The organism is Variovorax ureilyticus (assembly GCF_050632185.1).
GTDB lineage: Bacteria > Pseudomonadota > Gammaproteobacteria > Burkholderiales > Burkholderiaceae_C > Variovorax > Variovorax ureilyticus_A.
Window position 1 is genome coordinate 3159422 of the sequence record NZ_CP192579.1, and the last position, 25736, is coordinate 3185157.

Annotated in this window: 23 protein-coding genes and 1 pseudogene; 14 read left to right on the forward strand and 10 right to left on the reverse strand. The window is 66.5% G+C overall.

Features of this window, described 5'->3' with window-relative positions; translation table 11 throughout:
- Positions 1-5 precede the first annotated feature (5 nt).
- The 8 genes and pseudogenes from ACQ858_RS15600 to ACQ858_RS15635 form a co-directional block, all read right to left on the reverse strand.
- Positions 6-1378 (reverse strand): annotated as a pseudogene (locus tag ACQ858_RS15600) (NCS2 family permease).
- Between the two features lie 79 nt (positions 1379-1457).
- Entirely contained in the window at positions 1458-2420 is a 963-nt protein-coding gene (locus ACQ858_RS15605; RefSeq protein ID WP_431273593.1) for a LysR family transcriptional regulator, read from the reverse strand.
- Between the two features lie 67 nt (positions 2421-2487).
- Positions 2488-4914: a xanthine dehydrogenase molybdopterin binding subunit gene (gene xdhB, locus ACQ858_RS15610; RefSeq protein ID WP_431273594.1), complete on the reverse strand. Its 2427-nt coding sequence runs from the start codon at positions 4912-4914 to the stop codon at positions 2488-2490.
- A gap of 1 nt (position 4915) precedes the next feature.
- Positions 4916-6499 (reverse strand): xanthine dehydrogenase small subunit, encoded by a 1584-nt coding sequence (gene xdhA / locus ACQ858_RS15615; protein ID WP_431273595.1) that lies wholly within the window; start codon positions 6497-6499, stop codon positions 4916-4918.
- A 288-nt stretch (positions 6500-6787) separates the two neighbouring features.
- Entirely contained in the window at positions 6788-7480 is a 693-nt protein-coding gene (arsH, locus tag ACQ858_RS15620) for an arsenical resistance protein ArsH (protein ID WP_431276875.1), read from the reverse strand.
- 22 nt (positions 7481-7502) lie between these two features.
- On the reverse strand, positions 7503-7922 hold the full coding sequence (arsC, locus tag ACQ858_RS15625; RefSeq protein ID WP_431273596.1) for an arsenate reductase (glutaredoxin): 420 nt from the start codon (positions 7920-7922) through the stop codon (positions 7503-7505).
- The gene (arsB, locus tag ACQ858_RS15630) at positions 7919-9001 is read right to left on the reverse strand and encodes an ACR3 family arsenite efflux transporter (protein ID WP_431273597.1); all 1083 of its coding nucleotides are present in this window, start codon (positions 8999-9001) and stop codon (positions 7919-7921) included. Before arsB ends, arsC begins: the two co-directional genes overlap by 4 nt.
- Before the next feature lie 105 nt (positions 9002-9106).
- Positions 9107-9433 carry an ArsR/SmtB family transcription factor gene (locus ACQ858_RS15635; protein ID WP_431273598.1) on the reverse strand — a complete coding sequence of 109 codons (327 nt, stop codon included), beginning with the start codon at positions 9431-9433 and terminating at the stop codon, positions 9107-9109.
- Between the two features lie 353 nt (positions 9434-9786).
- Between ACQ858_RS15635 and ACQ858_RS15640 the strand changes: the two genes are divergently transcribed.
- Positions 9787-10146, forward strand: coding sequence for a hypothetical protein (locus ACQ858_RS15640; RefSeq protein WP_431273599.1), 360 nt, complete (start codon positions 9787-9789; stop codon positions 10144-10146).
- 67 nt (positions 10147-10213) lie between these two features.
- Here the strand turns inward: ACQ858_RS15640 and ACQ858_RS15645 are convergent, their stop codons facing one another.
- A complete protein-coding gene (locus tag ACQ858_RS15645) occupies positions 10214-11125 on the reverse strand; it encodes a LysR family transcriptional regulator (RefSeq protein ID WP_431273600.1) in 912 nt (303 codons plus the stop codon).
- A 93-nt stretch (positions 11126-11218) separates the two neighbouring features.
- Here ACQ858_RS15645 and ACQ858_RS15650 point away from each other — a divergent pair, with 93 nt between their 5' ends.
- The 9 genes from ACQ858_RS15650 (at position 11219) to ACQ858_RS15690 (ending at position 20784) form a co-directional block, all read left to right on the forward strand.
- Positions 11219-11839: a hypothetical protein gene (locus ACQ858_RS15650; protein ID WP_431273601.1), complete on the forward strand. Its 621-nt coding sequence runs from the start codon at positions 11219-11221 to the stop codon at positions 11837-11839.
- Positions 11836-12408 (forward strand): PQQ-dependent sugar dehydrogenase, encoded by a 573-nt coding sequence (locus ACQ858_RS15655; RefSeq protein ID WP_431273602.1) that lies wholly within the window; start codon positions 11836-11838, stop codon positions 12406-12408. Before ACQ858_RS15650 ends, ACQ858_RS15655 begins: the two co-directional genes overlap by 4 nt.
- Positions 12405-13016: a c-type cytochrome gene (locus tag ACQ858_RS15660; RefSeq protein ID WP_431273603.1), complete on the forward strand. Its 612-nt coding sequence runs from the start codon at positions 12405-12407 to the stop codon at positions 13014-13016. The genes ACQ858_RS15655 and ACQ858_RS15660 overlap by 4 nt, the downstream gene beginning before the upstream one ends.
- Positions 13017-13177: 161 nt before the next feature.
- Positions 13178-15331 (forward strand): thiamine pyrophosphate-dependent enzyme, encoded by a 2154-nt coding sequence (locus tag ACQ858_RS15665; RefSeq protein ID WP_431273604.1) that lies wholly within the window; start codon positions 13178-13180, stop codon positions 15329-15331.
- Between the two features lie 101 nt (positions 15332-15432).
- The gene (locus ACQ858_RS15670) at positions 15433-17037 is read left to right on the forward strand and encodes an indolepyruvate oxidoreductase subunit beta family protein (protein ID WP_431273605.1); all 1605 of its coding nucleotides are present in this window, start codon (positions 15433-15435) and stop codon (positions 17035-17037) included.
- A gap of 132 nt (positions 17038-17169) precedes the next feature.
- Positions 17170-18216, forward strand: a complete 1047-nt coding sequence (locus ACQ858_RS15675) for a TRAP transporter substrate-binding protein (protein ID WP_431273606.1) — start codon at positions 17170-17172, stop codon at positions 18214-18216.
- Positions 18216-18761, forward strand: coding sequence for a TRAP transporter small permease (locus tag ACQ858_RS15680; RefSeq protein ID WP_431273607.1), 546 nt, complete (start codon positions 18216-18218; stop codon positions 18759-18761). The genes ACQ858_RS15675 and ACQ858_RS15680 overlap by 1 nt, the downstream gene beginning before the upstream one ends.
- A 2-nt stretch (positions 18762-18763) precedes the next feature.
- Positions 18764-20065 (forward strand): TRAP transporter large permease, encoded by a 1302-nt coding sequence (locus ACQ858_RS15685; RefSeq protein ID WP_431273608.1) that lies wholly within the window; start codon positions 18764-18766, stop codon positions 20063-20065.
- Between the two features lie 296 nt (positions 20066-20361).
- Positions 20362-20784: an acyl-CoA thioesterase gene (locus ACQ858_RS15690; protein ID WP_431273609.1), complete on the forward strand. Its 423-nt coding sequence runs from the start codon at positions 20362-20364 to the stop codon at positions 20782-20784.
- Here ACQ858_RS15690 and ACQ858_RS15695 read toward each other — a convergent pair.
- A complete protein-coding gene (locus tag ACQ858_RS15695) occupies positions 20770-21732 on the reverse strand; it encodes a LysR family transcriptional regulator (protein WP_431273610.1) in 963 nt (320 codons plus the stop codon). The two genes, ACQ858_RS15690 and ACQ858_RS15695, sit on opposite strands and share 15 nt — an antisense overlap.
- A 125-nt stretch (positions 21733-21857) precedes the next feature.
- Here ACQ858_RS15695 and ACQ858_RS15700 point away from each other — a divergent pair, with 125 nt between their 5' ends.
- The 4 genes from ACQ858_RS15700 (at position 21858) to ACQ858_RS15715 (ending at position 25723) form a co-directional block, all read left to right on the forward strand.
- Positions 21858-22796 (forward strand): dihydrodipicolinate synthase family protein, encoded by a 939-nt coding sequence (locus tag ACQ858_RS15700; protein ID WP_431273611.1) that lies wholly within the window; start codon positions 21858-21860, stop codon positions 22794-22796.
- A gap of 66 nt (positions 22797-22862) precedes the next feature.
- Entirely contained in the window at positions 22863-23828 is a 966-nt protein-coding gene (locus ACQ858_RS15705; RefSeq protein WP_431273612.1) for a Bug family tripartite tricarboxylate transporter substrate binding protein, read from the forward strand.
- Complete coding sequence (locus tag ACQ858_RS15710; protein ID WP_431273613.1) at positions 23818-24516, forward strand: SDR family NAD(P)-dependent oxidoreductase; 699 nt, start codon at positions 23818-23820, stop codon at positions 24514-24516. Before ACQ858_RS15705 ends, ACQ858_RS15710 begins: the two co-directional genes overlap by 11 nt.
- Before the next feature lie 40 nt (positions 24517-24556).
- Entirely contained in the window at positions 24557-25723 is a 1167-nt protein-coding gene (locus ACQ858_RS15715; RefSeq protein WP_431273614.1) for a mandelate racemase/muconate lactonizing enzyme family protein, read from the forward strand.
- Positions 25724-25736: the final 13 nt, after the last annotated feature.

Sequence of the window (25736 nt, forward strand, 5' to 3'; positions counted from 1 at the left end):
TGTCGTCAGTGTCCGCCTATGTAGATGAACTTGAAGAGGAACACGCCGCCGATCAGCCAGACCATCCAGTGGACCTGCCTGGCCTGGCCGGTGAACAGCTTCAGCACCGCATAGGAGATGAAGCCGAACGCCAACCCGTTGGCGATGGAATAGGTGAAGGGCATGGTCAGCGCCGTCACGACGGCGGGCACGACCTCGGTCGTTTCCTCCCATTCCAGTTCCGTCAGTTCCTTCAGCATCAAACATGCCACGAAGAACAGAGCAGGCGCGGTCGCATAGGCCGGCACCGCCCCGGCGAGCGGCGAAATGACCAGCGCGGCGAGGAACAGAACCGCCACGGTGAGCGCGGTCAGGCCCGTGCGGCCCCCGGCCTGCACGCCCGCGGCGCTTTCGACATAGGCGGTGGTGCTCGAGGTGCCGAGCAGCGAGCCGGCGAAGATCGCGCCACTGTCGGCCAGGAGCGATTTGTTGAGGCGGTCCATCCGCCCCGGCACCAGGAGACCCGCCCGGCGCGCGACGCCCATCAGCGTGCCGGTCGCATCGAACAGCTCGACCAGGAAGAACACCAAAACCACGTTGAGAATGCCGCCCGACAGCGCCGCCTTGATGTCCAGCTGCAGGAAGGTCGGCGCGATCGAGGGGGCGCGGCGAAGATGCCGTGGAAGGTGTTGCCCGCGAAGAAGAACGAGAGCACCGTGACCGTGACGATCCCGATCAGGATCGCGCCCGGCACCTTGAGCCGGTCGAGCACCACGATCAGGAAGAAGCCGATGGTCGCCAGCACCACCTGCGGCGTGTGCAGGTCGCCGAGCGTGATGTAGGTGGCCTTCGACGGTGCGACGATGCCGGCGCTCTTGAGCGCGATGATCGCGAGGAAGAGCCCGATGCCGACCGTGATCGCGACGCGTATCGAATGCGGGATGCCCTTGATGATCAGCTCGCGCACCCTGAACACCGTGACCAGCAGGAACAGGCACCCCGAGATGAACACCGCCCCCAATGCCGCCTGCCAGGTGAAGCCCATCTGCAGCACCACCACGTAGGCGAAGTAGGCGTTGAGCCCCATCCCCGGCGCGAGCGCGATCGGGTAGTTGGCGTAGAGCGCCATGATCGCGGTGCCGAGCGCCGCGATCAGGCAGGTGGCGACGAACACCGCATCCTTGGGCATGCCCGCGTCGCCGAGGATCGTCGGGTTCACGAAGATGATGTAGGCCATCGTGAGGAAGGTGGTGAGGCCCGCCACGATCTCGGTGCGCACGGTGGTGCCGTGTTCCTCGAGCTTGAAGAGGCGTTCGGCCCAGCCTTTGGCGGCGGGCGAAGTGCGCTGTCGTGAGAGGTCCTGCCCGCCGAGGTCGAGCACTTGTTCTGTCCGGTTCATCGTCTTGTCTCCGAGTCTTTATGGGTCGATGGCGTGATTTCGTGCTGCTTCGCGACGCCCGGCGCGAAGAAATCCAGGTCTATCCCGTGCCGCTTGCGGCGGCGGCCGCCGCCAAGGGCCGCAACGACGCGGCCACTTCCTTGGTCCGCTCGCGCAGCCAGCGCGCCGAGCTCGATGAATGGGTGCGCTCATGCCACAGCTGGTAGTACATGAGGCGCGGCAACGGCACCGGGCATTCGAGGATCGCGAGCGGCAGCCGGTCGACGAAACGCTCGCAGTACTGGCGACCGGTGGTGAGCACCAGAAGGCTCGACGCCACCATGTCCGGGATCAGCCCGAAGTGCGCGCAACGCGCGGTGATGTTCCGCTGGCGGCCCATCTCGTCGAGCATCTGGTCGATGATCCCGCGCGCACCGGGGTGCGTGGGCGTCGGCGCGATGTGCTCGGCCGAGAGCCAGCTTTCGAAGTCCCAGCCACGCCGCACCGCCGGGTGGTCCTTGTTGACCAGCGAGACGATGTCGTCGCCGAAGAGCCGCGCCATGTGCAGGTCTTCCGGCGGCTTGAGCCAGTTGCCGATCACCACGTCCACCTGCCCGAGCGACAGATGCGCGTGGTAGTCCGAATCGGACGACAGCGGATGGATCTCGATGTGGCACATCGGCGCCTGGCTCTTGATACGCGCGACGAGCTGCGGCAGGAAGAGCGGGTCCATGTAGTCGCTCGCGGCGATCCGGAAGGTGGTCTGCGCCGTCTGCGGATCGAAGCCGCGCGCGTCGCTGAACAGCATCTCGGCCGAGCGCAGGATCGCCGCCGCGGGCTCGATCATGCGCAGGCCCGCGTCGGTCGGCACCATGCCCGAGCCGGAGCGCACCAGCAGCGGGTCGCCCGAGAGCTCGCGCAGCCGCTTGAGGGCGGCGGACACGGCGGGCTGGTACATCCCCAATCGGATGGCTGCACGCGAGACGCTGCGATCGGTCAACACGGTGTGTAGAACCCTGATTAGGTGGAGGTCGATCTTGTCGAGTAGCGCCTGGTCTCTCATGACTGCCCGCGATGGTCTGGAAGGTGCGGGCAGTTATACAGACAGCGCGCCGCTACATGAAGCGCCCTCAGGCGGCCGCGTTCTGCACCGCGGTAATGGCCCGCAGGATCGACTCGCTGGTCGCCGGCGCGCGCAGCGGCGGATCGACCTGGTGGTCGCCCACCGACGAGACCGCATCGCGGATCGCGAAGAACACCGAGAACGGCAGCAAGAGCGGCGGCTCGCCCACCGCCTTGCTGCGGTGGATCGAGTCCTCGAAGTTCTGGCCTTCGTAGAGGCGCACGTTGAGCACCGGCGGGCAGTCGTTGGCCGTCGGGATCTTGTAGGTGCTCGGCGCGTGGGTGGTGAGCAGGCCGGTCTTCGGATGCCACACCAGTTCCTCGGTCGTGAGCCAGCCCATGCCCTGGATGAAGGCGCCTTCGACCTGTCCGATGTCCACTGCCGGATTCAACGACTTGCCGGCGTCGTGCAGGATGTCGGCGCGCAGCAGCTTCCATTCGCCGGTGAGCGTGTCGACGACCACTTCGCTCACGGCGGCGCCGTACGCGTAGTAGAAGAAGGGGCGGCCCTGCATCGTGTCCTTGTCCCAGCTCAGGCCGGGGGTGGCGTAGAAGCCGTCGGACCACAGTTGCACGCGGTCCAGGTACGCCTCGCCGACCAGCGTCGAGAAAGGCAGCGTGCGGCCGTTGACCTCGACCTTGTCGTTGGCGAAGCGCACCGCCGACGCATCGCCGCCGTGACGCGCCGCAGCACAGGCGGCCAGACGCTCGCGGATCTGGCGCGCGGCGTCCTGCGCGGCCTTGCCGTTCAGGTCGGCGCCCGTGGAGGCTGCGGTGGCCGAGGTATTGGCGACTTTCGTCGTGTCGGTCGCCGTGACCCTCACGCACTCGAAGCTCACGCCCAGCTCGTGCGCCACCACCTGCGCCACCTTGGTGTTCAGGCCCTGCCCCATTTCGGTGCCGCCGTGGTTCACCAGGATCGAACCGTCGTTGTAGATATGGACCAGCGCACCGGCCTGGTTGAAATGCTTGACGTTGAACGAGATGCCGAACTTCAGCGGCGCGAGCGCGATGCCGCGCTTGAGCACCGGGCTCTTCGCGTTGAATTCCGCGATCTCCTCCCGGCGTACCCGGTAGTCGCTGCTGGCTTCCAGGTCGGCCACCAGTTCGTGGATGACGTTGTCGACCACCGTCTGGCCGTAGGGCGTCACGTTGTTCCCGGTCTTGCCGTAGAAGTTGATGCGCCGCACATCCAGCGGATCGCGGCCCAGCGCGCGGGCCACGCTGTCGAGAATGTTCTCCATGGCGATCGCGCCCTGCGGGCCGCCGAAACCGCGGAACGCGGTGTTGCTCTGGGTGTTGGTCTTGCCCGAGAAACCGTGCATCTCCACGTTCGGCAGCCAGTAGGCGTTGTCGAAGTGGCACAGCGCGCGGGTCATCACCGGGCCCGAAAGATCGGCCGAGTGGCCGGCGCGCGAGACCATCGTGATCTCGGCGCCGAGGACGCGCCCGTCGTCGTCGTAGCCGACCTCGTACTCGTACCAGAAGCAGTGCCGGCGGCCCGTGATCATGAAGTCGTCGTCGCGGTCCAGCCGCAACTTGACCGGCCGCTTGAGCTTGTTCGCCGCCACCGACGCCACGCAGGCGAAGAGCGCGGATTGCGATTCCTTGCCGCCGAAGCCGCCGCCCATGCGCCGGCATTCGACGTGGACCTCGTTGGCATGCAGGTGCAGCGCATGCGCGACCAGGTGCTGCATCTCGCTCGGATGCTGCGTCGAGCAACACACATGCATCGCGCCGCCTTCCTTCGGGATGGCGTAGCTGATCTGGCCTTCCAGGTAGAACTGCTCCTGCCCGCCCACGTCGAGCTGCGCCTTGAGCCGGCGCGGCGCCTTCGCGATCGCGGCCTTGGCGCCGCCTTCGTCGGTGGCGCGCACCAGATGCATCGGCGGCACCACGTACTGCGCCTTCGCGTGCGCTTCCTGCGGCGTGAGCACCGGCGGCTCGGCTTCGATGTCGAGCGCCTCCTTCGCGCGCGCGGCCGCGCGGCGTGCCGCGTCACGGGTCTCCCCGATCACGGCGAAGACCGGCTGGCCCACGTAGCGGATGTCGCCGCTGCACAGGATCGGGTCGTCGTGGACGATCGAGCCGCAGTCGTTGCTGCCCGGGATGTCCGCCGCGGTCAGCACCGCGACCACGCCCGGCATCGCACGGATCGCATCGAGGTTCATGCCCTTGAGCCGGCCATTGGCCACCGGCGACAGGCCCAGCGCGCAATGCAGCGTGCCCGCGAGTTCCGGAATGTCGTCGATGTAGGTCGCTTCGCCGGCGACATGCAGCGCGGCCGACTCGTGCGGGCGGCTGATGCCCACACGGGCGCCGTCACCATGCGCCTTGGCTTCCGCGTTCACGTCGATGCGCGCGGCGGTGTTCGAGACGTAGTCGGCAAAGGCCTCGGCCGACTTGAAGAGCTTCGGATCGATCGGCTTGTTCATTTCAGACTCCTTCCACGGCGACGGCGTGCGGCATGACGCTCCACACGCTGGTGGCCTCCACTGGCAGCGGGTCGGTGGTGCGGGTTTCCAGCCACAGGCGCTGCAGCAGGTTCTGCGCCACCTGCAGGCGGTAGTCAGCACTCGCGCGCATGTCGGTCAGCGGCGTGAAATCCTTGGCGAGCGCCAGCTTGGCGGCGTTCACCGTCGCCTGCGTCCACGGCTTGGCGACGAGCGCGGCCTCGGCGTTCGCGGCGCGCCTGACGACCGCGGCCATGCCGCCGAAGGCGAGGCGCACTTCCTTGACCACATCGCCGTCGAGTTCGATCGCGAAGCCGCCGCACAGGGCGGAGATGTCGCAGTCGAAGCGCTTGCTGATCTTGTAGGCCCGCACCTGCCGCGCCAGCGCGGCCTTGGGAACCGCCAGGCCCTGCACGAACTCGCCCGGCTCCAGGCGGTTCCTCATGTAATCGACATAGAAGTCGGGCAGCGGCATGCGGCGCACGTGGCTGCCGCGGCGCAGCTCGATCTCGGCATCGAGCGCCATCAGCACCGGCGGCGAGTCGCCGATCGGCGATCCGTTGGCGACATTGCCGCCAATGGTGCCCGCGTTGCGGATCGGCGGCGAGGCGAAGCGCAGCCACACGTCGGTCAGGCTCGGAACGCGCCGCGTGAGTGCCGCGAAGGCGGACTCGAGCGAAGCGCCGGCGCCCAGGTACAGCTCATCCGCGCGTTCCTCGATCGCCTTCAGCGCCGCCACGTCGCCGATGTAAATGATGTCGCCGAGGTCGCGGAACTGCTTGTTGACCCACAGGCCGACATCGGTCGAGCCGGCCAGCAGCTGCGCCGCCGGCTTGGCTTCGCGCAGCGCGGCCAGTTCGGCGAGCGTGGTGGGCGCGTGGAAATGGTCCAGCCGCTGACCGAGCGGCGCGGCGTAGTCGAAGGTGCTGTCGTGCTTCAGCGCGGTCAGGGCGTCCACCACCGGCTTCGTATCGAGGCGCACCGCCGGCAGGTCGAACATCCGCTGGCCGGCATCCAGGATCGGCCGGTAGCCGGTGCAGCGACACAGGTTGCCCGAGAGGTCGTCCGCCAGCTGCTGGCGCGTCGGGCGGGTCTGGTCCTGCTGGTGGTGCTCGTAGGTCGACCAGAGCGACATCACGAAGCCCGGCGTGCAGAAGCCGCACTGCGAGCCGTGGCAGTCGACCATCGCCTGCTGGACCGGGTGGAGACGCTGCACCGGATGCTTGTCGTGCTGCTGCGCGTCGTGGCCGTGGCTGCACTGGGCCTTGAGGTCCTCGACCGTGAAGAGCGCCTTGCCGTGCAGCGTCGGCAGGAACTGGATGCAGGCGTTGACCGTCGACAGCCGCAGCCCGCCGATGGCGCCCTTCTCGCCCGGATCGGCCAGTTCGCCGATCACCACGGTGCACGCCCCGCAGTCGCCCTCGTTGCAGCCTTCCTTGGTGCCGGTGCAGCGGGCATCCTCGCGCAGCCAGTCGAGCACCGAACGGGTCGGGTGGACGCCGCTGACGTCGACGATCCGGCCACGGTGGAAGAACTGGATGGGTTGGGTACTGGTTGTCATGCTCATGCTCGTGGGGCGATCAAGAATCGGGCCAACTGGAAGTTATTCCTTTAGTGCCCCCGATGCATATGGGCATGCCCATATGGGCTATGTGGGCGCTGGTATGCGACTCTCGGGAAAACCCTCGGATCGGAGGCCGCTGCGGGCCAGCGCGGTGCAGGCGCCCGGGCCCGGATCCCACGGCCTCGGGCGTTCGGCGCGCATGCGAAAGCGGCTCAGGGCAGAAGGCTGAACGCCGGCCCCCGGAAGGAAGAATGCGGCCAGAAGCCGCCGGGGCCAGGCATGGGACTCGACTCAGATGGATTTTTGATTGACGCGCCTGGATAACTCTTCCGCGCTCTCCTTACGCTCGCTGTATCGGTCCACCAGGTATGGACTGAGGTCGCGGGTGAGCAGCGTGAACTTGAAAAGCTCCTCCATGACATCCACGATACGGTCGTAGTACGCGGATGGCTTCATACGACCGGCCTCATCGAACTCATTGAAGGCCTTGGCGACCGAGGACTGGTTGGGGATGGTGACCATCCTCATCCATCGTCCAAGCACTCGCATTTGGTTGACCGCATTGAACGACTGGCTGCCCCCGGAGACTTGCATGACGGCCAATGTCTTGCCCTGCGTGGGCCGAACCGCTCCGGCGTTCAGCGGAATCCAGTCGATCTGGGCCTTCATGATGCCGGTCATCGCGCCATGACGCTCAGGGGAGCACCACACCATGCCCTCGGACCAGGCAGCCAGCGCACGCAGCTCCTGCACCTTGGGATGCGTTTCCGGTGCTCCATCCGGCAGCGGAAGGGCAGAAGGGTCGAAGACCTTCACCTCACCGCCCATGGCCTGCAGCAGACGTGCTGCTTCGAGAGTCGCCAGCTTGCTGTACGACCGCTCGCGCAGGGAACCGTAGAGCATCAAGAAGCGAGGCGGGTGGCGCGACGGCGCCCGAACAGCCAGCTTTTCCTGAGTGGGTGCTTCGAAGAACTCCAGGTTCAGCGCGGGGAACGCGGGGTTCGAGTCAAGCACGACGAGCCCCCGAATCGACAATGACTTCACCGTCTTCCTTCGTGAACGGGGGCAGCTTGCCAACTGGCAGCAGCTCGAAAACTTCCTCGGAAGGCCTGCAGAGCTTCGTTCCGAGCGGTGTCTCCACGACCGGCCGGTTCATGAGGATCGGGTGCTGGCCGATGAAGTCAAGAAGCCGGTCGTCCGAAAACGTGGGGTCGGCCAGGCCGAGTTCGGCGTAAGGTGTGCCCTTCTCACGCAGCAGCTCGCGCACGGTGATGCCCATGGCTGCAACCAGCTGCTTGAGTTCATCCTTCGAAGGCGGCGTCTTGAGGTACTCGATGACCGTCGGCTCCAGGCCGGCGTGGCGGATGATTGCGAGCACGTTGCGCGACGTGCCGCATGCGGGGTTGTGGTAAATCTTGATGGTCATGAAGTGCTCTTGCCCTGGCCGCGCTCGTACCAGCCGACTGAACGGTTGACGACTCCGACCACCGCCAGCATCACCGGCACCTCGATGAGGACACCGACGACGGTTGCCAGGGCCGCGCCCGACTGAAAGCCGAACAGGCTGATGGCCGTTGCCACCGCGAGTTCAAAGAAGTTGCTGGCGCCGATCAGTGCGGAGGGACCGGCGACGCAATGCGCGACGCCCATCCTCCGGTTCAGCCAGTACGCCAATCCCGCGTTCAGGACGACTTGAATGAGGATGGGCACGGCCAACAGCGCAATCACGAGCGGCTGCTCGAGAATGGCTTCGCCCTGGAAGGCGAAGAGCAGGACAAGGGTCAGCAGCAGCGCGGCAATGGAAAGCGGCCCAAGCTTCGCGACGACGGCCTGGAAATGCCCGGCGCCACGGCGAAGGAGCGTCTTGCGCCAGACCTGGGCGATGATGACCGGCACCACGATGTAGAGCCCGACGGAAACCAGCAGCGTGTCCCATGGCACGGCAATGGAGGAAAGGCCGAGTAGCAGTGCCACGACGGGAGCAAAGGCCACCACCATGATGGCGTCGTTCAATGCGACCTGGGAGAGCGTGAAGTACGGGTCTCCCTTGCAGAGCTGACTCCATACGAACACCATGGCCGTACACGGTGCCGCAGCGAGAAGAATGAGGCCTGCGACATAGCTGTCGAGCTGGTCGGCGGGAAGAAATGGGGCAAACACATGCCGGATGAAAATCCACCCGAGCAAAGCCATGGAAAACGGCTTGACCGCCCAATTCACGAACAGGGTGACGCCGATGCCTCGCCAGTGCGAGGTCACCTGGCCGAGCGCGCCGAAGTCAATCTTCAGCAGCATCGGAATGATCATGACCCAGATGAGCACCCCGACAGGAACGTTCACCTTGGCCACCTCGAGGCGGCCCACCGCCTGAAAGACACCAGGAAGCAGTTGGCCCACGGCGATGCCAACGACGATGCAAAGGCCAACCCACACCGTCAGGTAGCGCTCGAAAAAGCTCATGGCGGGCTGGGGCTGCGAGGAAGCCGTGAGAGTGGAACTGGCCATCGATCGTTAGTTCTTCGAGATTCGGGTGAGCGCTGCCTGAAGGCCGGTCCCGCTCATGTCGGCCAGCGGAAGTGCCAGCGGCTGTCATGGGCTCCCTGTTGAAAGTCAGCACTTGCAGGCGTCGCCCATTGCCTCGACCTCGCACGCGGCACCTTGGCAGCAGTTTTCCGTGAGGTACCCGAGCAGGGCATTCATTCGGTCGAACGAGGCGCGGTAGATGAGATTTCGACCTTGCCGCTCCTGCGTGACCAAGCCCGCGTTCAGCAGTTCCTTGAGGTGGAACGACAGCGTGTTGGCCGGCGTGCCCAGGCCCTCCGCCATCACACTGGGGGTCATGCCGCGCGGTCCGGCAATGACCAGGGCGCGGAACACCTGCAGGCGGGCGGCTTGCGCAAGTGCCGCGAGTGAGCGGACGACGTCCTGTTCTTCCATTCTTCCATGATACTAGAATTATTTTGGTCGTCAGCCGAGCCGGCCATTGAAGGAAGTTCCCGGATCGCGTGCCGCACGCCAAGGCGCTGGCATACTGCGCGAGTCGCGTCGAAAAAGGACGCGATCGGGTTTGGAAGCCCGTCAAGAAAATTATTACGGCGGAAGCCGCAGTTGCCTTTGGGCCTGCGGCTTCTCGCCGCTCGTGCTCCAGTTTTGGCGGCTCGGGCGGGAGGGCGCAAGCCCTGCCGGTTTTTTCGTAAGAATTTTCTCCGGTCTTCCAACCCGTTCGAGCCGCCGCCCCCTTCCATCAGCGGGCGGCGGTTTCAGCAAACCGCAGTCAGGGAGACCCCAAAATGGCTAAGACCGTTCGCACGGTGGCGAGTCCATCCGCCAAGTCGAAATCCATCAAGCGCAAAGTCGTCGTCAATGGCGAGGCGACAACAAGCGCGGAGACCAAGAAGTCAGCAAGGAAGAAGGCAGCCAGCGCGGCCGCGTTGCTCGTCGAGGACGAGTTCAACAACTTGCGCTGGGCGCATCGCGCCTACGATTGCGTACAGAATTTTCTAGCGCCTCTCAATGCGCGCAACGTCGAGGAGTTTTGGATCGAGCCCAGCGAATTGACGGCCTTGATGGAGGTGATCAATGCGGAGATGGGCCGGCGCATCCAGACGGTAGGAGAGGCGATTCACGCGGCGCGGAAGGTGCTGCATTGAAGTGTGACGAAGACTTGGGCGCTTCTCGCGGCCATCCCGGCCGCTCCAAGTGCTCCAGTCGGCAACTTCACCGCTCGATGAAGAGCGCCTTGATCACTTCGCGCAGCCACCGGTTCGCGGGATCGGCCTCGAAGCGCTTGCTCCAGTGCAGCGCGACCGTGAAATCGCGCAGCGGAAAGGCCGGCTCGACGATCGCGTAGCCGCCCTCCTCCGCAAAGCCGCGGGCGATGTTGCGGGGCATCACCACGGCAAGATCGGTCGCCCGCACGATGGCCGGCAGCACCATGAAGTGCTCGGTGGTCAGCCGCACGCGGTCTTCGAGGTTCAGCAGGTGAAGGATGCGGATGGTCTCGGCATGCGTGCGCACCGTCACGTATTCGAGCTTGCGCAGCGTCTCGAGCATGGCCTGCCCGGTGCGCCGCGCCCGCGCGAAGGGATGCCCCTTGCGCAGCAGCACGATGTAGCGGTCCTTCAGCAGCGTGACGCGCTGGGTGTCGCGCACCTTGGGCAGGAAGCCGAAGGCGAAGTCGACGTGGCCGCTGTCGAGCGCGGGCGCGATCTCGTCGGGCAGGAGCGGCCGCGTCTCCAGCCGGACGCCCGGGGCGAGTTCGCCCAGCCGCGCCATGAGCGCGGGCAGGAAGCGGCCCTCGCCGATGTCGCTCATGTGAATGCGGAATGTCTTGCGCGACGCGCCGGGCTCGAAGCGGTCGGGCTCGTTGAGCGCATCCTCGAGCGTGGCCAGCGCCGACTGCACCGCGCGCGCGAGGCGCTCGGCGCGCGGGGTCGGCGCGACGCCGCCGGGGGCGCGGATGAAGAGCGCGTCCTTGAGCAGCAGGCGCAGCCGCCCGAGCCCATGGCTGGCCGCCGGCTGGGTGAGGCCGAGCGACTCGGCCGCCTTGCTCACGCTGCGCGCGCGATAGATGGCGTCGAAAAGTCGCAGGAGGTTCAGGTCGATCGCATCGATATGCATGCCATTCATATTGCTTAGCTCGATCATTTTATTGAAGGTCTGCGCCGGTCCCCGCACACTCGCAGGCGGCCTCGAGCCGACCCCAAGAGAAGGAGACAGAACATGGCAAAGATCCGTCAGCACGCGGTGATCGCCGCCCTGCTTTGCGCGGCGACCGCCGCATGGGCCCAGCAGCAACCGACCGAGGAGCCGGGCTGGGCCAAAGGCCGACCCAAGACCGAGACGGCGATGCGCATGGCGCCGGTGCCCGCCTTCCCGATCCCGACCGCGGCCGACGAGTTGCCGACCAAGAAATTCAAGCTGCCGCCGGGCTTCAAGGTCGAGACCTGGGCCTCGGGCGTGCTCGACGCGCGCGGCCTGCGCCAGGGCCCGAACGACCACATCCTCGTCAGCACCCTCTTCGTGGGCAACAAGGTCTATGCGATTCCCGAGAAAGGCAAGCACGAGGCCAAGGTGATCATCGACAAGATGCCCTTCGCAACGGGCATCGAGTACCAGAACGGCTCGCTCTTCCTTGCGACCAACACGCACATCTACCGCTACGACAACGTCGACGGCAAGCTCGACAACCTCGGCACGCCGACCACGATCTACGACAAGCTGCCGGGGGCGGAGACCACAGCTGGAAGTTCCTGCGCATCCGTGACAACAAGCTCTATTTCGAGATCGGTGCACCCTGCAACATCTGCGACCCGGGCGAGTACGGAAAGATCTACCGCATGAACCTCGACGGCAGCAACATGGAGACGGTGGCCGCCGGTGTACGCAACACGGTCGGCTTCGACTTCGATCCGAAGACCGGCCACCTCTGGTTCACCGACAACGGCCGCGACTGGCTCAGCGAGGAGCTGCCCAACGACGAGCTCAACGAGGTGACCGGCCCGAACCAGCACTTCGGCTTTCCGTTCTGCCACCAGGGCAGCATCCCCGACCCCGAATTCGGCTGGGGCAAGAGTTGCGCCGACTACAAGAAGCCGAACGCGCTGCTCGGCCCGCACGCCGCCGCGCTGGGCCTGAAGTTCTACAACGGCAAGATGTTCCCGGCGAAGTACCAGGGCGCGATGTTCATCGCGCGCCACGGCCCGTGGAACCGCACCGTCAAGTACGCCGACATCTCGGTCGCCTGGCCCGACGGCAAGGGCGGCGCCAAGGTCGAGCCTTTCATGACCGGCTTCGTCGAGAACAACAACTACCTCGGCCGGCCGGTGGACTTCCTGATCCTGAAGGACGGCTCGATGCTGGTGAGCGACGACCACGCCGGCGCGATCTACCGCATCAGCTACGGCAAATGAGGAGGACGGCCAGACACGCCATCACCGCAGCGACGGCCACGCTCCTGTGGCTCGTGGCACCGGCCGCGGGCGCCCAGTCCGCGGCCGGCCCAGGGACCTACGCACAGCGCTACGCGGCGCTGTGCGCAGCGTGCCACGGTGCCAACGGCCGCAGCGAGATGCCGGGCACGCCGGTGCTCGCCGGGCAGCATTCGTTCTATGCGATCACGCAGCTCTTTCTCTTCCGCGAAGGCCGCCGTTCCAACGAGGCCATGAGCGCAGTCGCCAAGACGATGACGGACCAGGACATGCGCGGCTTCTCGGAATTCATCGCAACGCTGCCGCCGGTGCCCGCACCGACGCCGGCCACGCCGGCCGATGCCGCGCGCATGACGCGCGGCCAGGTGCTCGCGCAGCAATACAAGTGCGCCATGTGCCACGGCGCCGACTTCAGCGGCGGGCAGCAGGTCGCCCGCATCGCGCAGCAAAAGGAGGACTACCTGCAGATGACGCTGCGCGAATTCCGCTCCGGCAAGCGCCCCGGCTACACCATGGCGATGGTCGATGCGTTGAACGGCATTCCGCCCGAGGACCTCGACACCCTCGCCTACTACATCTCGAGGAAATAGGCTCACCCCCAGCCTCGCCCACTTCGTGCGGCTCTGACACCCCCTTCCAGGGGCGCACCCAGCGGCCCGGCAAAACCGGTTCCGCGGGTGCCTTGGCCTCGGCCGCGCCAGTGTTTCGAGCGGCACCAGGAACAAATGCATTTTTTCAGCGAGTTTGAACAGTGGAAGTCTCATTCAGCAAGGAAATCGAAGCCCTGCGTCTCGGCAGTGGCGACACCTTTCACGGCGAGGGCATCCTCGCGATCACCAAGGGGCTGCTGCAGTCGGGCGTGGCCTACGTCGGCGGCTACCAGGGTGCGCCGGTCTCGCATCTGCTCGACGTCATGGTCCAGGCCAAGGCGTACATGGACGAACTCGGCGTGCACGTCGAGGCCTGTTCCAACGAGGCATCGGCGGCCGCGATGCTCGGTGCGTCGATCCACTACCCGCTGCGCGGCGCCGTGACGTGGAAGTCGATCGTCGGCACCAACGTGGCGGCCGATGCGCTGTCCAATCTTTCATCGCCGGGCGTGAAGGGCGGCGTTCTGATCGTGGTCGGCGAGGACTACGGCGAAGGCGCCTCGGTGATCCAGGAGCGCACGCATGCCTACGCGCTCAAGTCGAGCATGTGCCTGCTCGATCCGCGGCCCGATCTCGGCGTGATGGTGAACATGGTCGAGCACGGCTTCCGGCTGTCGGAGACGTCCAACATGCCCTGCATGATGGAACTTCGCATTCGCACCTGCCACGTGCGCGGCAGCTTCGAGTGCAAGGACAACCTGCCGCCGCCGGTCTCCACGCGCGCCCTGATCGAGGAGCCGGCCGGCTTCGACTACATGCGGCTCGCACATCCGCCGGTCACGTTCCGCCACGAAAAGCTCAAGGGCGAGGAAAGGCTGCCCGCCGCGCGGCGCTACATCGCCGAACACAAGCTCAACGAACTGATGCCGGGCAGGCACGCCGATCTCGGCATCGTGGTGCAAGGCGGGCTCTACAACGCGCTCATCCGCAGCCTGCAGCAATTCGGGCTCGCCGATGCCTTCGGTGCGACAGACATCCCGCTCCTGGTGCTCAACGTCACCTATCCGCTGGTGCCCGAGGAGGTCGCGGACTTCTGCGCCGGCAAGCGCGCGGTGCTCGTGGTCGAGGAAGGCCAGCCCGAGTACATCGAGCAGGAAATCGCCACCCTGCTGCGCCGCCGCGACATCCAGACCGCGCTGCACGGCTGCGACATGCTGCCGCCGGCGGGCGAACTCGGCGTCGAAGCGCTCGCGGGCGGGCTCGCACTCTTCGTGCAGCGCCATCTTCCGAATCATGCGCAGGATTCCGCGCAAGGCTGGCTCTCCGGCAACCGCGACCGCCGCGCGGCCGTCGCGGCGAAGCTCGAAACGCCGCTGCCCAACCGCCCGCCGAGCTTCTGCATCGGCTGCCCGGAGCGGCCGGTGTTCTCGGCACTCAAGCTCGCCCAGCAGGACAGCGGCCCGGTGCACATCGCCGCCGACATCGGCTGCCACGCCTTCGGCACCTTCGAGCCTTTCTCGATGGGCCATTCGATCCTCGGCTACGGCATGAGCCTCGCGAGCCGCGCGGGCGTGTCGCCGATGATGCAGCGGCGCGTGCTGTCGATCATGGGCGACGGCGGCTTCTGGCACAACGGGCTGCTCACCGGCGTGCAGAGCGCGCTCTTCAACGGCGACGATGCGGTTCTGATGATCTTCAAGAACGGCTACACCTCGGCTACCGGCACGCAGGACATCATCTCGACGCCCGACGACGAGGTGAAGGCGCATGCGGTCGACAAGCAGCAGAGCCTGGTCGACAAGAACCAGACGATCGAATCCACGCTGAAGGGCCTCGGCGTGCAATGGATGCGCACCGTCCACACCTACGACGTGGATAAGATGCGCAAGACGCTCAACGAGGCCTTCACCAGCAGCTTCAACGGCCTGAAGGTGATCATCGCGGAGGGCGAATGCCAGCTCGAGCGCCAGCGCCGCATCAAGCCGTGGATCGCAAGCCTGCTGCGCAAGGGCGAGCGCGTGGTGCGCGTGAAGTACGGCGTCGATGAAGACGTGTGCAACGGCGACCATGCGTGCATCCGCTTGTCGGGCTGTCCGACGCTGACGATCAAGGACAACCCCGATCCGCTGAAGGTGGACCCGGTGGCGGTGGTCATCGATGGCTGCGTGGGCTGCGGCCTGTGCGGCGCGAACGCGCATGCGGCCACGCTGTGCCCGAGCTTCTACCGCGCCGAAGTGGTGCAAAACCCCAAATGGCATGAACGGCTGCTGCACAGCCTGCAAGGCGCGATCGTTCGCGCCCTTCAGCCGGCATGAACATGGCACACCCCCAGCCTCGCCCACTTCGTGTGGCTCTGCACCCCCTTGCAGGGGGCAATCCCGGCGAAGCCGGTTCCACGGGATTCCTGGTACTTCCTATGACGAACTCGCAACCTATCACCCTTCTCATTTGCGCCCTCGGCGGCGAGGGCGGCGGCGTCCTGACCGAATGGCTGGTCGACATCGCGCGGCACGCCGGCTATGCCGCGCAGAGCACCTCGATCCCCGGCGTCGCGCAGCGCACCGGCGCGACCACCTACTACGTCGAAGTCTTCCCGGTGCCGCTGGCCGAGCTCGGCGGGCGGCGGCCGGTGTTCAGCCTGAGCCCGGTACCCGGCGCGCTAGATGCGATCGTGTCGTCGGAACTGCTCGAAACCACGCGCCAGATCGGCAACGGCATGAGCACGCCGCAGCGCACGCTCGTCATCAGCTCATCGAGCCGCACGCTCACCACGGCCGAGCGCATGCAGCTCGGTGACGGTCGCGCGGATGCAGAGCGGCTGCTCGGCGTCGTCAAGGCGTTCAGCCGCGAGCATCACGTGTTCGACATGGGCGCCGCCGCGCGCGAGGCCGGCACCGTGGTGAGCGCGGTGATGCTCGGCGCGATCGCCGGCAGCGGCCTCTTTCCGTTCCCGCGCGAAGCCTACGAACAGGTGGTGCGCGGCAACGACGACAAGGTCAGCAGGATGGCCGAAGCCAGCCTGCGCGGCTTCGCGAAGGCGTTCGATGCCGTGCACGCGCCTCGCCAGCAGGCCGCCATGGTCACCAGCCTGCTCGCGACATCGAAAGATGAAACGCCCGCCACGTCCGCGCTGCCGCAGACGGTCGCCAGCCAGTTTCCGCCGGCGGTGCACGACATGCTCGCACTCGGCCACGCGCGCGTGCTCGACTACCAGGATGCGGACTACGCGAAGCGCTACGTGGACCGGCTCCAGGCGGTGCTTGCCGCCGAGCGCACCGCCGATCCGGCCGGCGCCCGGGGCTTCGCCATCACGCGCGAGACGGCGCGCTGGCTTGCGCTGTGGATGGCCTTCGACGACATCGTTCGCGTCGCCGAACTCAAGAGCCGCGCAAGCCGTTCGCGGCGCGTGCGCGACGAGGTCAAGGCCGGCGCGGACGACCTCGTGAAGGTCTACGACCACTTCAAGCCCGGTGCTCCCGAGTTCGCCGCACTGCTGCCGCCGTCGCTTGCCGATCGCGTGACGGCATGGGATCGGCGACGGTCCACGCCCTGGGCGCTGCCGCTCAAGGTCGGGAGCCATTCGGTGTTCGGCATGGCATCGCTGCGTCTGCTCGCATCGCTGCGCTGGTTGCGCCGACGCGGGCAGCGCTTCGCGCAGGAGCAGGCATTGATCGACCGCTGGCTCGACGCCGTCGCCCGGGGCACGCGTGCGCACTGGCGGCTGGGCCACGAGATCGCGCTGTGCGGCCGGCTCATCAAGGGCTACGGCAGCACCAACGAACGCGGCAAGCACAACCTGCTGCACGTCATCGACCATCTCGCGATCGCGCCCCTGCCCGATGGTTCGCCCGGAGCGCGCGCCGATGCGATCGCCGCGGCGCGCGAAGCCGCCCTGGCCGATGAAGCGGGCGCTGCGCTGGACGCCACACTGGTGCGCCATGGCGCCCCGCCGCGCCCCGTCAAGGAACAGCCGATCCGCTGGGTGAAACGCGCGCCGAATTCGGCGACGCATGCGCGTTGACCCTCAAGGTAAACGCCGATTTACGGCCACGCGAACTCTTACAAAAAATAACTGAATTGCGCACTGCACAAACACCACAAGACGCGCGCAACCCCATCCACGATTTCAACAACACCTTCGAAGGAGACATCCATGTCGACAACCCGCTTCATGCCCTCGGCCGCCACGCGCGCCGTCCTCGCGCTTTCGGCGGCGCTGGCCCTGGCTGGCACACCCGCGCAGGCGCAGGACAAGCCCGTCCAACTCAAGATGTCGAGCTGGGTGCCGGCGCAGCACCCGCTGAATCCGTCGCTGCAGGCCTGGGCGGATGACATCAAGAAGGCATCCAACGGCACCATCACCGCGGTCCTGTTCCCCTCGGAGCAGCTCGGCAAGGCCTTCGACCACTACGACATGGCGCGCGACGGCATCGCCGATTTCGCCTACATCAACCCGGGTTACCAGCCGGGCCGCTTCCCGATCATGGCGGGCGCCTCGCTGCCCTTCCTCTTCGCCAACGGCAAGGGCGGAACGGCCGCCATCGATGCGTGGTACCGCCAGTACGCAGCGACCGAGATGAAGGACGTGAAGGTCTGCTTCGCCTTCGTGCACGACCCCGGCACCTTCCACGCGCGCAAGAAGATCCTCGTGCCCAGCGACATCAAGGGCATGAAGATCCGCCCGGCCACCAGCACCATCGGCCAGATGGTCACCTCGCTCGGCGGCACCAATGTGCAGGCCTCGGCGCCCGAATCGCGCGACATGCTCGAACGCGGCGTGGCCGATGCGATCACCTTCCCGTGGGGCTCGATCGGCCTCTTCGGCATCGACAAGGTGGTGAGCTACCACATGGATGCGCCGCTCTATGTCACGCCCTTCGTCTGGGCGATGAACAAGGGCAAGTACGACAGCATGTCGGCCGCGCAGAAGAAGGTGATCGACGACCACTGCACGAGCGAGTGGGCCGAGAAGGTCGCCACGCCGTGGGCCGATTTCGAATACGGCGGCCGCGCGAAGATCGCCGCGCAGTCCGGCCATGAGGTCTACAAGCTCACGCCCGAGCAGCTCGATGCATGGCGCAAGGCCACGGCGCCGGTCGAAGCCCAGTGGGCAGAGAGCGTGAAGAAGGTCGGCCAGGATCCGAAGGCCGTGCTTGATTCGCTGAAGGCCAGTCTGGCCAAGTACAACTCGGCACTGTGATGGCGTCTGGAAGCGACAACGCCCCGAAGAAGGTCGGGGCCGCCGGCGACCGTTTCATCAATGCGATCGAATGGCTCGCCGCCTTGTTCGTGGGGATCGTCGCGCTCAACATCTTCCTGGCGGTGGTGTTGCGCAAGTTCTTCAACGCGTCGATCCCCGATTCGTACGACTTCGGCCGGATGCTGCTGGGCATCCTGATCTTCTGGGGCATCGCGGCGACCAGCTACCGGGGCGGCCACATCACGGTCGACCTCGTGTGGACCGCCGCGAGCCCGCGCATGAAGCGCTGGATCGACGTCTTTGCCACCGTGGTGCTGCTCTTCGTGGTCACGGTGCAGACCGCCACGCTGTTCGACAAGGTGCGCGGCACCTACGTCGACCATGTGCTGACCTACGACATGAACATCCCGACCTGGCCGTTCTATGCAGTGGCCTGGCTCGGCGACGTTTCCGCCGTGCTGCTGATCGCGATCCGCACCTGGCGCCTGATCTTCCACCCTGAACTTCTTCATGACGAGAAGCCCGAGATGAAAGCCGATGAGTAAGCATGAGCACTGATGCAATCGCCATTCTTGGCTTCTTCGCCCTCTTTGCATTGATGCTCCTGCGCGTGCCGGTCGGCATGGCGATGGGGCTGGTCGGCGTCACCGGGTATGCATCGATCGTGGGCATCGGCCCGGCGCTCAAGCTGGTCGGCCAGACCTCGATGCGCACCGTGACCGACTACACCTTCGGCGTGATCCCGATGTTCATGCTGATGGGTTCGCTGGTCTCGGTGTCGGGCGTGAGTCGCGAGCTGTTCAAGGCCGCGAACTCGATGATCGGCCACCTGCGCGGCGGGCTCGGGGTCGCCACGGTGCTGGCCTGCGGCGGGTTCGCTGCGATCTGCGGATCGTCGGTCGCCACCGCGGCCACATTTTCGGCGGTGGCCTATCCGGAGATGCGCCGCTTCAACTACCCGCAGTCGTTTTCCACCGGCGTGATTGCCGCGGGCGGCACGCTGGGTGCGATCCTGCCGCCGTCGACGGTGCTGGCGGTGTACGCGATCCTCACGCAGCAGGACATCGGCAAGCTGTTCATGGCCGGCATCGTGCCCGGCATCCTTGCGATGACCATGTACGTGCTGACCATCGTGCTCATCGTCAAGCTGCGGCCCGACTGGCTGCCGGGCGGCGAGGTGAAGCCGTGGTCACAGCGTGTGGCCGATCTCAAGAACGTGTGGGCGCCGCTGGTGCTCTTCATCTTCGTGATCGGCGGGCTCTACGGCGGCTTCTTCACGCCGACCGAAGCCGGCGGCGTGGGCGCGAGCGGCGCCTTCATCCTCGGCGTGCTGCGGCGCAAGCTCGACGGCCCGAAGATCCGGGAGGCGCTGCTGTCGGCCACGCGCACCGCGGCGGCGGTGTTCACGGTGCTGATCGGCGCCCTGCTCTTCGGCTACTTCCTGACGATCACGCAAAGCCCGCAGAAGCTCACCGAGTTCCTGACCGGCCTCGGCATCGGCCGCTACGGCGTGCTCGCGCTCATCATGCTGATGTACCTCGTGCTTGGCTGCCTGATGGACGCGATGGCGATGATCATCCTCACGGTGCCGATCATCTATCCCGTCATCGTGCACCTGGGCTTCGATCCGATCTGGTTCGGCGTGATCATCGTGATGACGGTGGAACTCGGGCTGATCCATCCGCCCGTGGGGATGAACGTGTTCGTGATCAAGAGCGTGGTGAAGGAGGTGACCTTCACCACGATCTTCAAGGGCGTGCTGCCGTTCATCCTGACCGACATCCTGCGGCTGATCATTCTTATCGCCTTTCCGATCATTGCCTTGTGGCTGCCGACCAGAATGGGGTGATGTTCGGCGGATCGGGTCGGGATCACGCCGACGGTGTGCTCTGCTTCACTCATGCCCCCCGGCCTGCGGCCTCCTCCTTTACTTCGCTGCGCAGAGCACACCATCGTCGTGATCCGTCACGGCGGTGGTTGATCGGCCGGCACAACGCGGCGTTTCCCGTGGCGAGGATGCCGGGTGGTCCCCGCAGCGAAATAAAGGAGGAGGCCGAAGGCCGGGGGACATTCGCGGAGGGGACCACCCGGCGTCCTCACCACGCCCCCCAACCGCTCCTCTGCGAATTTCAACTTCACACTGACATGAGCATCGAAGTCATCTACACAGTACGCGTCGAATTCGGCGACTGCGACCCGGCCGGCATCGTCTGGTTTCCCAACTTCTTCCGCTGGATTGATGCCGCGTCGCGCCATTTCTTTGCCGAGCGTGGCGTGCCGCGCTGGGAAGAGACGGCGCAGACCATGGGCGTGATCGGCACGCCGCTCGTCGACACGCACACGCGCTTCGTCAAGAGCGCGAGCTACGGCGACACGCTGAACATCACGGTCACGATTCCCGAGTGGCGCGAGAAGAGCTTCGTGCAGCGCTACCGCGTGATGCGTGGAGAAGACCTGATCCTCGAATGCGAAGAGGTTCGCATCTTCGCGGCCAAGCGCGAAGGCGGCGGCATCCGCGCGGTGCCGATTCCGGCGTCGATTCGCAGCCTCTGCTCAGCGCCCGCCTGAGCCCGGTGGGCGCTCCTGCACGAGCGCCCACAGCGCCTCGGCCGCCGGCGCCATTTCCGCGCGCTGGCGATAGAGCCTGATCTCGACCGGCACGTTCCACTCTGCAGACGCGGCCGCGACCAATGCGCCAGTCTTCAATTCAGCCGCGATCAGGCTCTTCGGCAACCACGCCACGCCGCGCCCTTCGAGCGCCATCGCCTTGAGCAGCGCCGCATGGTGCGCCGTGAACACGGTCTCCACGCCCTGCGGAAGCGTCGGCACGCTGCCGTCACCGAAAACCTGGCGCATCCGCGCCCGCATGATGCGGCCGAGCCCTGAAGGCTCGCTGTAGGCGAGCACGGAAACCGGCGCATCCGCGGCCTCCAGCGAGTGCATCGCGCCGCCGCCCGCGCCTTGCGGCGCGGAGACTGGCAGCAGCACATCGTCCGAGAGCCGCAGCATCGGGAACTCCGCCTCGTCAAGCCGCCCCGGTACCTCCGGATGCCCATGGCACAGCACGAACTGCACGCGACGCTGCAGCGCCAGGTCCTCGCAGGCATGAAAGCTGTCCGAGATGGTCTGGATCGGCCCGAGCCGCAACTGCGACTCCAGCCCGCCCAACCACTGCGGAAAGAAGGTCAACGACAGCACATGCGTCGCCGCGAAGAGCAGGCTCGCCGCCGCCTGGTCGTGCGCAGCCCGCGCCTTGATGCGTGCGGATTCCAGCCGAGCCAGGGTGTCTTCCAGCAACGGCTGAAAGCGCCGTCCCGCGGCCGTCAGCGCGGCCGGATGCGCGCTGCGGTCGAACAAGTCGACGCCGACCCATTCCTCCAGCGCGCGGATGTGCCGGCTGAACGCGGGTTGCGCGATGTTCCGCGCCTGCGCCGCGCGGGAGAAATTGCCGCTTTCCGCGAGCGCCAGGAAGTCCTCCAGCCATTCCAGATCCAGCGGTCGGTTTCCCGGGCCCATGCGGTGCGTCCTTTCTCGGTTTCTCCGCGGAGATAGTTGTATGCGAATCGGGTATTGGACCGCATGCGCCCACCGACGGGAAGATCGCCCCATCGACACCCAAGCACTCAACAGGAGACCACCGAATGCCTTCCATCGCGAACTACAAGGGGATCATCCCCGCCATTTCGTGCCCCTTCACCCGTGACCACAGGATCGACGAACCCGCGCTGCGCAAGCTGGCGTCCTGGCTCGCGAGCCACGACGGCGTGGTCGCAGTGATGACCAACGGCCACACCGGCGAGGTGTTCGCGCTGACGCCCGCGGAGCGCGCCGAGGTCACCCGCATCGTGGCCGACGAGCTCAAGGGCCGCCTGCCGGTGATCTCGTCCATCGTCTGCGAAGGGCTGGCCGATGCCGCCGAGCACGCCCGCGCCGCCAAGGCTGCCGGAGCCGCAGCGCTCGACGTCATGCCGCCCCATCACTGGCTGCGCTTCGGCTTCACGTCGGGCCACGCGCTGCAGTATTTCGAGGCGATCCACAAGGCGGCGCCCGAGCTGGACCTCGTGTGTCACGTCTACCCGGCATGGACGCGCGCCTCGTACTCGTCGAAGCTGTTGGCCGACCTGGCCCGGCTGCCCTACGTGCAGGCCTTCAAGGTGGGCCAGCGCGACATGAACAAGTACGCCCGCGACATCCAGGCGATCCGCGAGGCCAACGCGTCCAAGGCCATCCTGACCTGCCATGACGAGTACCTGCTGGCCTCGATGGTGCAGGGCGTCGACGGCGCACTGGTCGGCTTCGCCACCTTCATCCCGCAACTCATCATCGACCTCTGGAACGCGGTGAAGGCCGGCGACCTCAAGCGCGCGATGGAGGTGCAGGCGGTCATCACGCCGCTCAAGGACGCGGTCTACGGCGGCGGCGAGCCCACGGGCGAAGCCCACGCGCGCATGAAGGGCGGCATGTACCTCGCCGGCGTGCTCGACGACGCGACGGTGCGCCCGCCCACCGAGGCGCCCAACGCCGAGGAAGTGGAAGCCCTGCGCGCCGCCGTGAAGCGCGCGGGCCTGCTCAGGCGCTGATTCCGCCGCCCGGAGCCGGTGCCGGTTCGGCCGGCTCTGCCATCCAAGAAATCCAGGAGACAAGACATGCGACGCAAGCACTTCATCCGCGCCGCGCTGGGCGCCCTCGCCCTTGCCGCGACCGCCAGCGGCTTTGCGCAGACGTATCCGAGCAAGCCGATCAAGATGGTGATCCCGTTCCCGCCCGGCGGCACGCTGGACTTCGTGGGGCGGCTGCTGGCGCAGAAGCTCAGCGACCAGATGGGGCAGCCCTTCGTCGTCGAGAACCGCGCGGGCGGCAATGGCGTGATCGGCGGCGATGTGGTGGCCAAGGCGCCGGCCGACGGCTACACGCTGCTCTTCAACGCCTCGACGTTCACGACCGCCCCGATGACGATGAAGTCGGTGCCCTACAACGTGAACCGCGACTTCGCGCCCGTGGCACTGGTGGCCAAGGCGCCGCTGTCGGTGGCCATCAACAAGAAGCTGCCGATCACCGACGTCAAGTCGCTCATCGCGTACGCGAAGGAGCATCCGGGCAAGATGACCTTCGCGGTGGGTTCGATCGGCTCCGCCGGGCATCTTTCCACCGAGCTGCTCAGGCGCGCGGGCAACATCGACTACCTGATCGTGCCCTACAAGGGCACCGCGCCGGCTTTCCAGGACCTGATCGGCGGGCAGATCGACGGCTTCATCGATCCCATCCTCGGGTCGCTGCAGTATCACAAGAGCGGCATGCTCCGCGTGGTCGCGGTGACGTCGGCACAGCGCGCATCCAGCCTGCCGGATGTGCCGACGGTGGCGGAGACGATTCCCGGCTTCGAGTTCTACAGCTGGTACGGCCTGTGGGCGCCGGGCAAGACGCCGCCCGAGATCGTGCAGCGGCTCAATGCCGAGGTGAACAAGGCGCTGGCCGGCGACATGAAGGACAAGCTCAAGGAACAGGGCCTGCTGCTCGCACCCGGCAGCGCGGAGGAATTCGCGAAGTTCCAGGGCAGCGACATGGCGCGCTCCCAGAAGATCGTGACCGAGGGGAACATCCATGTCGAATGACCTGGGGCATGCCGTAGTCACCGGCAGCAGCAGCGGCATCGGTCGCGCGATCGCGGAATCGCTGCTGGCTTCGGGCTGGCGCGTCAGCGGGCTGGATGTTGCCCCGCCGGCCATCGTGCATGCGGCCTTCATGCCGGTCGATGTGGACCTGGCGAAGGGCGAGAGCGTGGCCGCTGCCGCCGCCGCGCTGCAAGACGCCGATGCGCTCGTCCACGCCGCCGGCGTGCTGCGCGTCGGACCGCTCGGCCAGCTGGACCATGCGGGCGGCGAGCTGATGTGGCGCCTGCATGTGGATGCCGCGACGCGAATCGCCGATGCGATCGTGCCCGCGATGGCACGGCGCAAGAGCGGACGTGTGGTGTTCATCGGCAGCCGCGTGGCGCAAGGCATGCCCGGGCGCGGCCAGTACGCGGCGACGAAGGCGGCGCTCATCGCGCTGGCGAGAAGCTGGGCGGCCGAAGTCGCCGACCAGGGCGTGACCGTGAACGTCGTCTCGCCCGCCGCGACGGCCACCGGCATGCTGGCCGATCCCGCGCGGGCCGGCAGTGCACCGCGCCTGCCGCCCATCGGAAGGTTGATCGAGCCGGCCGAGATTGCCGCCCTCGTCGCTTTCCTGCTCTCGCCATCCGCCGCCGCCATCACCGGCCAGGACATCGCCATCTGCGGCGGTTCGTCGCTGCCGCGCTGAATTCCCGCCCTTTCACTTCCTGTCACTCATCGAAAGCATCATGAAGATCGTCGACATCATCGAATCCACCCGACCGATCAAATCGGACATCCGCAACGCCTACATCGACTTCTCGAAGATGACCCTGAGCCTCGTCGCCGTGGTCACCGACGTGGTCCGAGACGGCAAGCGGGTGATCGGCTACGGGTTCAACTCCAACGGGCGCTATGGGCAGGGCGGACTGATCCGCGACCGCTTCCGTCCACGCCTCATGGAAGCCGACCCGGCGACGCTCGTCGACGCGACCGGCGAGAACCTCGACCCGCACAAGATCTGGGCACGCATGATGATCAACGAGAAGCCCGGCGGCCATGGCGAGCGCTCGGTGGCCGTTGGCACCATCGACATGGCGGTGTGGGACGCGGTCGCGAAGATCGCCGGCAAGCCGCTCTTCCAGCTCCTGGCCGAGCGCTACGGCAACGGCAAGGCCAATCCGCGCGTCTTCGTCTATGCGGCGGGCGGCTACTACTACCCCGGCAAGGGCCTCGACGGCCTGCGGCAGGAAATGGAGAGCTACCTCGCGCGCGGCTATTCGGTGGTCAAGATGAAGATCGGCGGCGCCACGCTGGCCGAAGACTGCGAACGCATCGAGTCGGTGCTCAGGATCCTCGGCCCCGGCCAGCAACTGGCGGTGGACGCCAACGGCCGCTTCGACCTCAAGACGGCCGTGGACTACGCCAAGGCGCTGTCGCAATACCCGCTTTTCTGGTACGAGGAAGCGGGCGACCCGCTCGACTACGAACTGCAGGCGAAGCTCTCGGAGGTGTATGCGGGCCCGATGGCGACCGGCGAGAACCTCTTTTCGATGCAGGACGCGCGCAACCTCATCCGCCACGGCGGCATGCGCCCCGACCGCGACTGGCTGCAGTTCGACTGTGCGCTCAGCTACGGCCTCGTCGAATACCTGCGCACGCTGGACATGCTGAAGGAATACGGCTGGTCACCGAGCCGCTGCATTCCGCACGGCGGCCACCAGATGTCGCTGGCGATTGCGGCCGGACTGGGGCTGGGCGGCAACGAGAGCTACCCCGACCTCTTCCAGCCCTATGGCGGGTTCCCCGATGGCGTCCGGGTGGACAACGGGTACGTGAATCTGCCGGCTTTGCCGGGGATCGGGTTCGAAGGCAAGGCGGACCTGTATGCGGAGATGAAGGCGCTCGGCGCCTGAACATCGACACAAC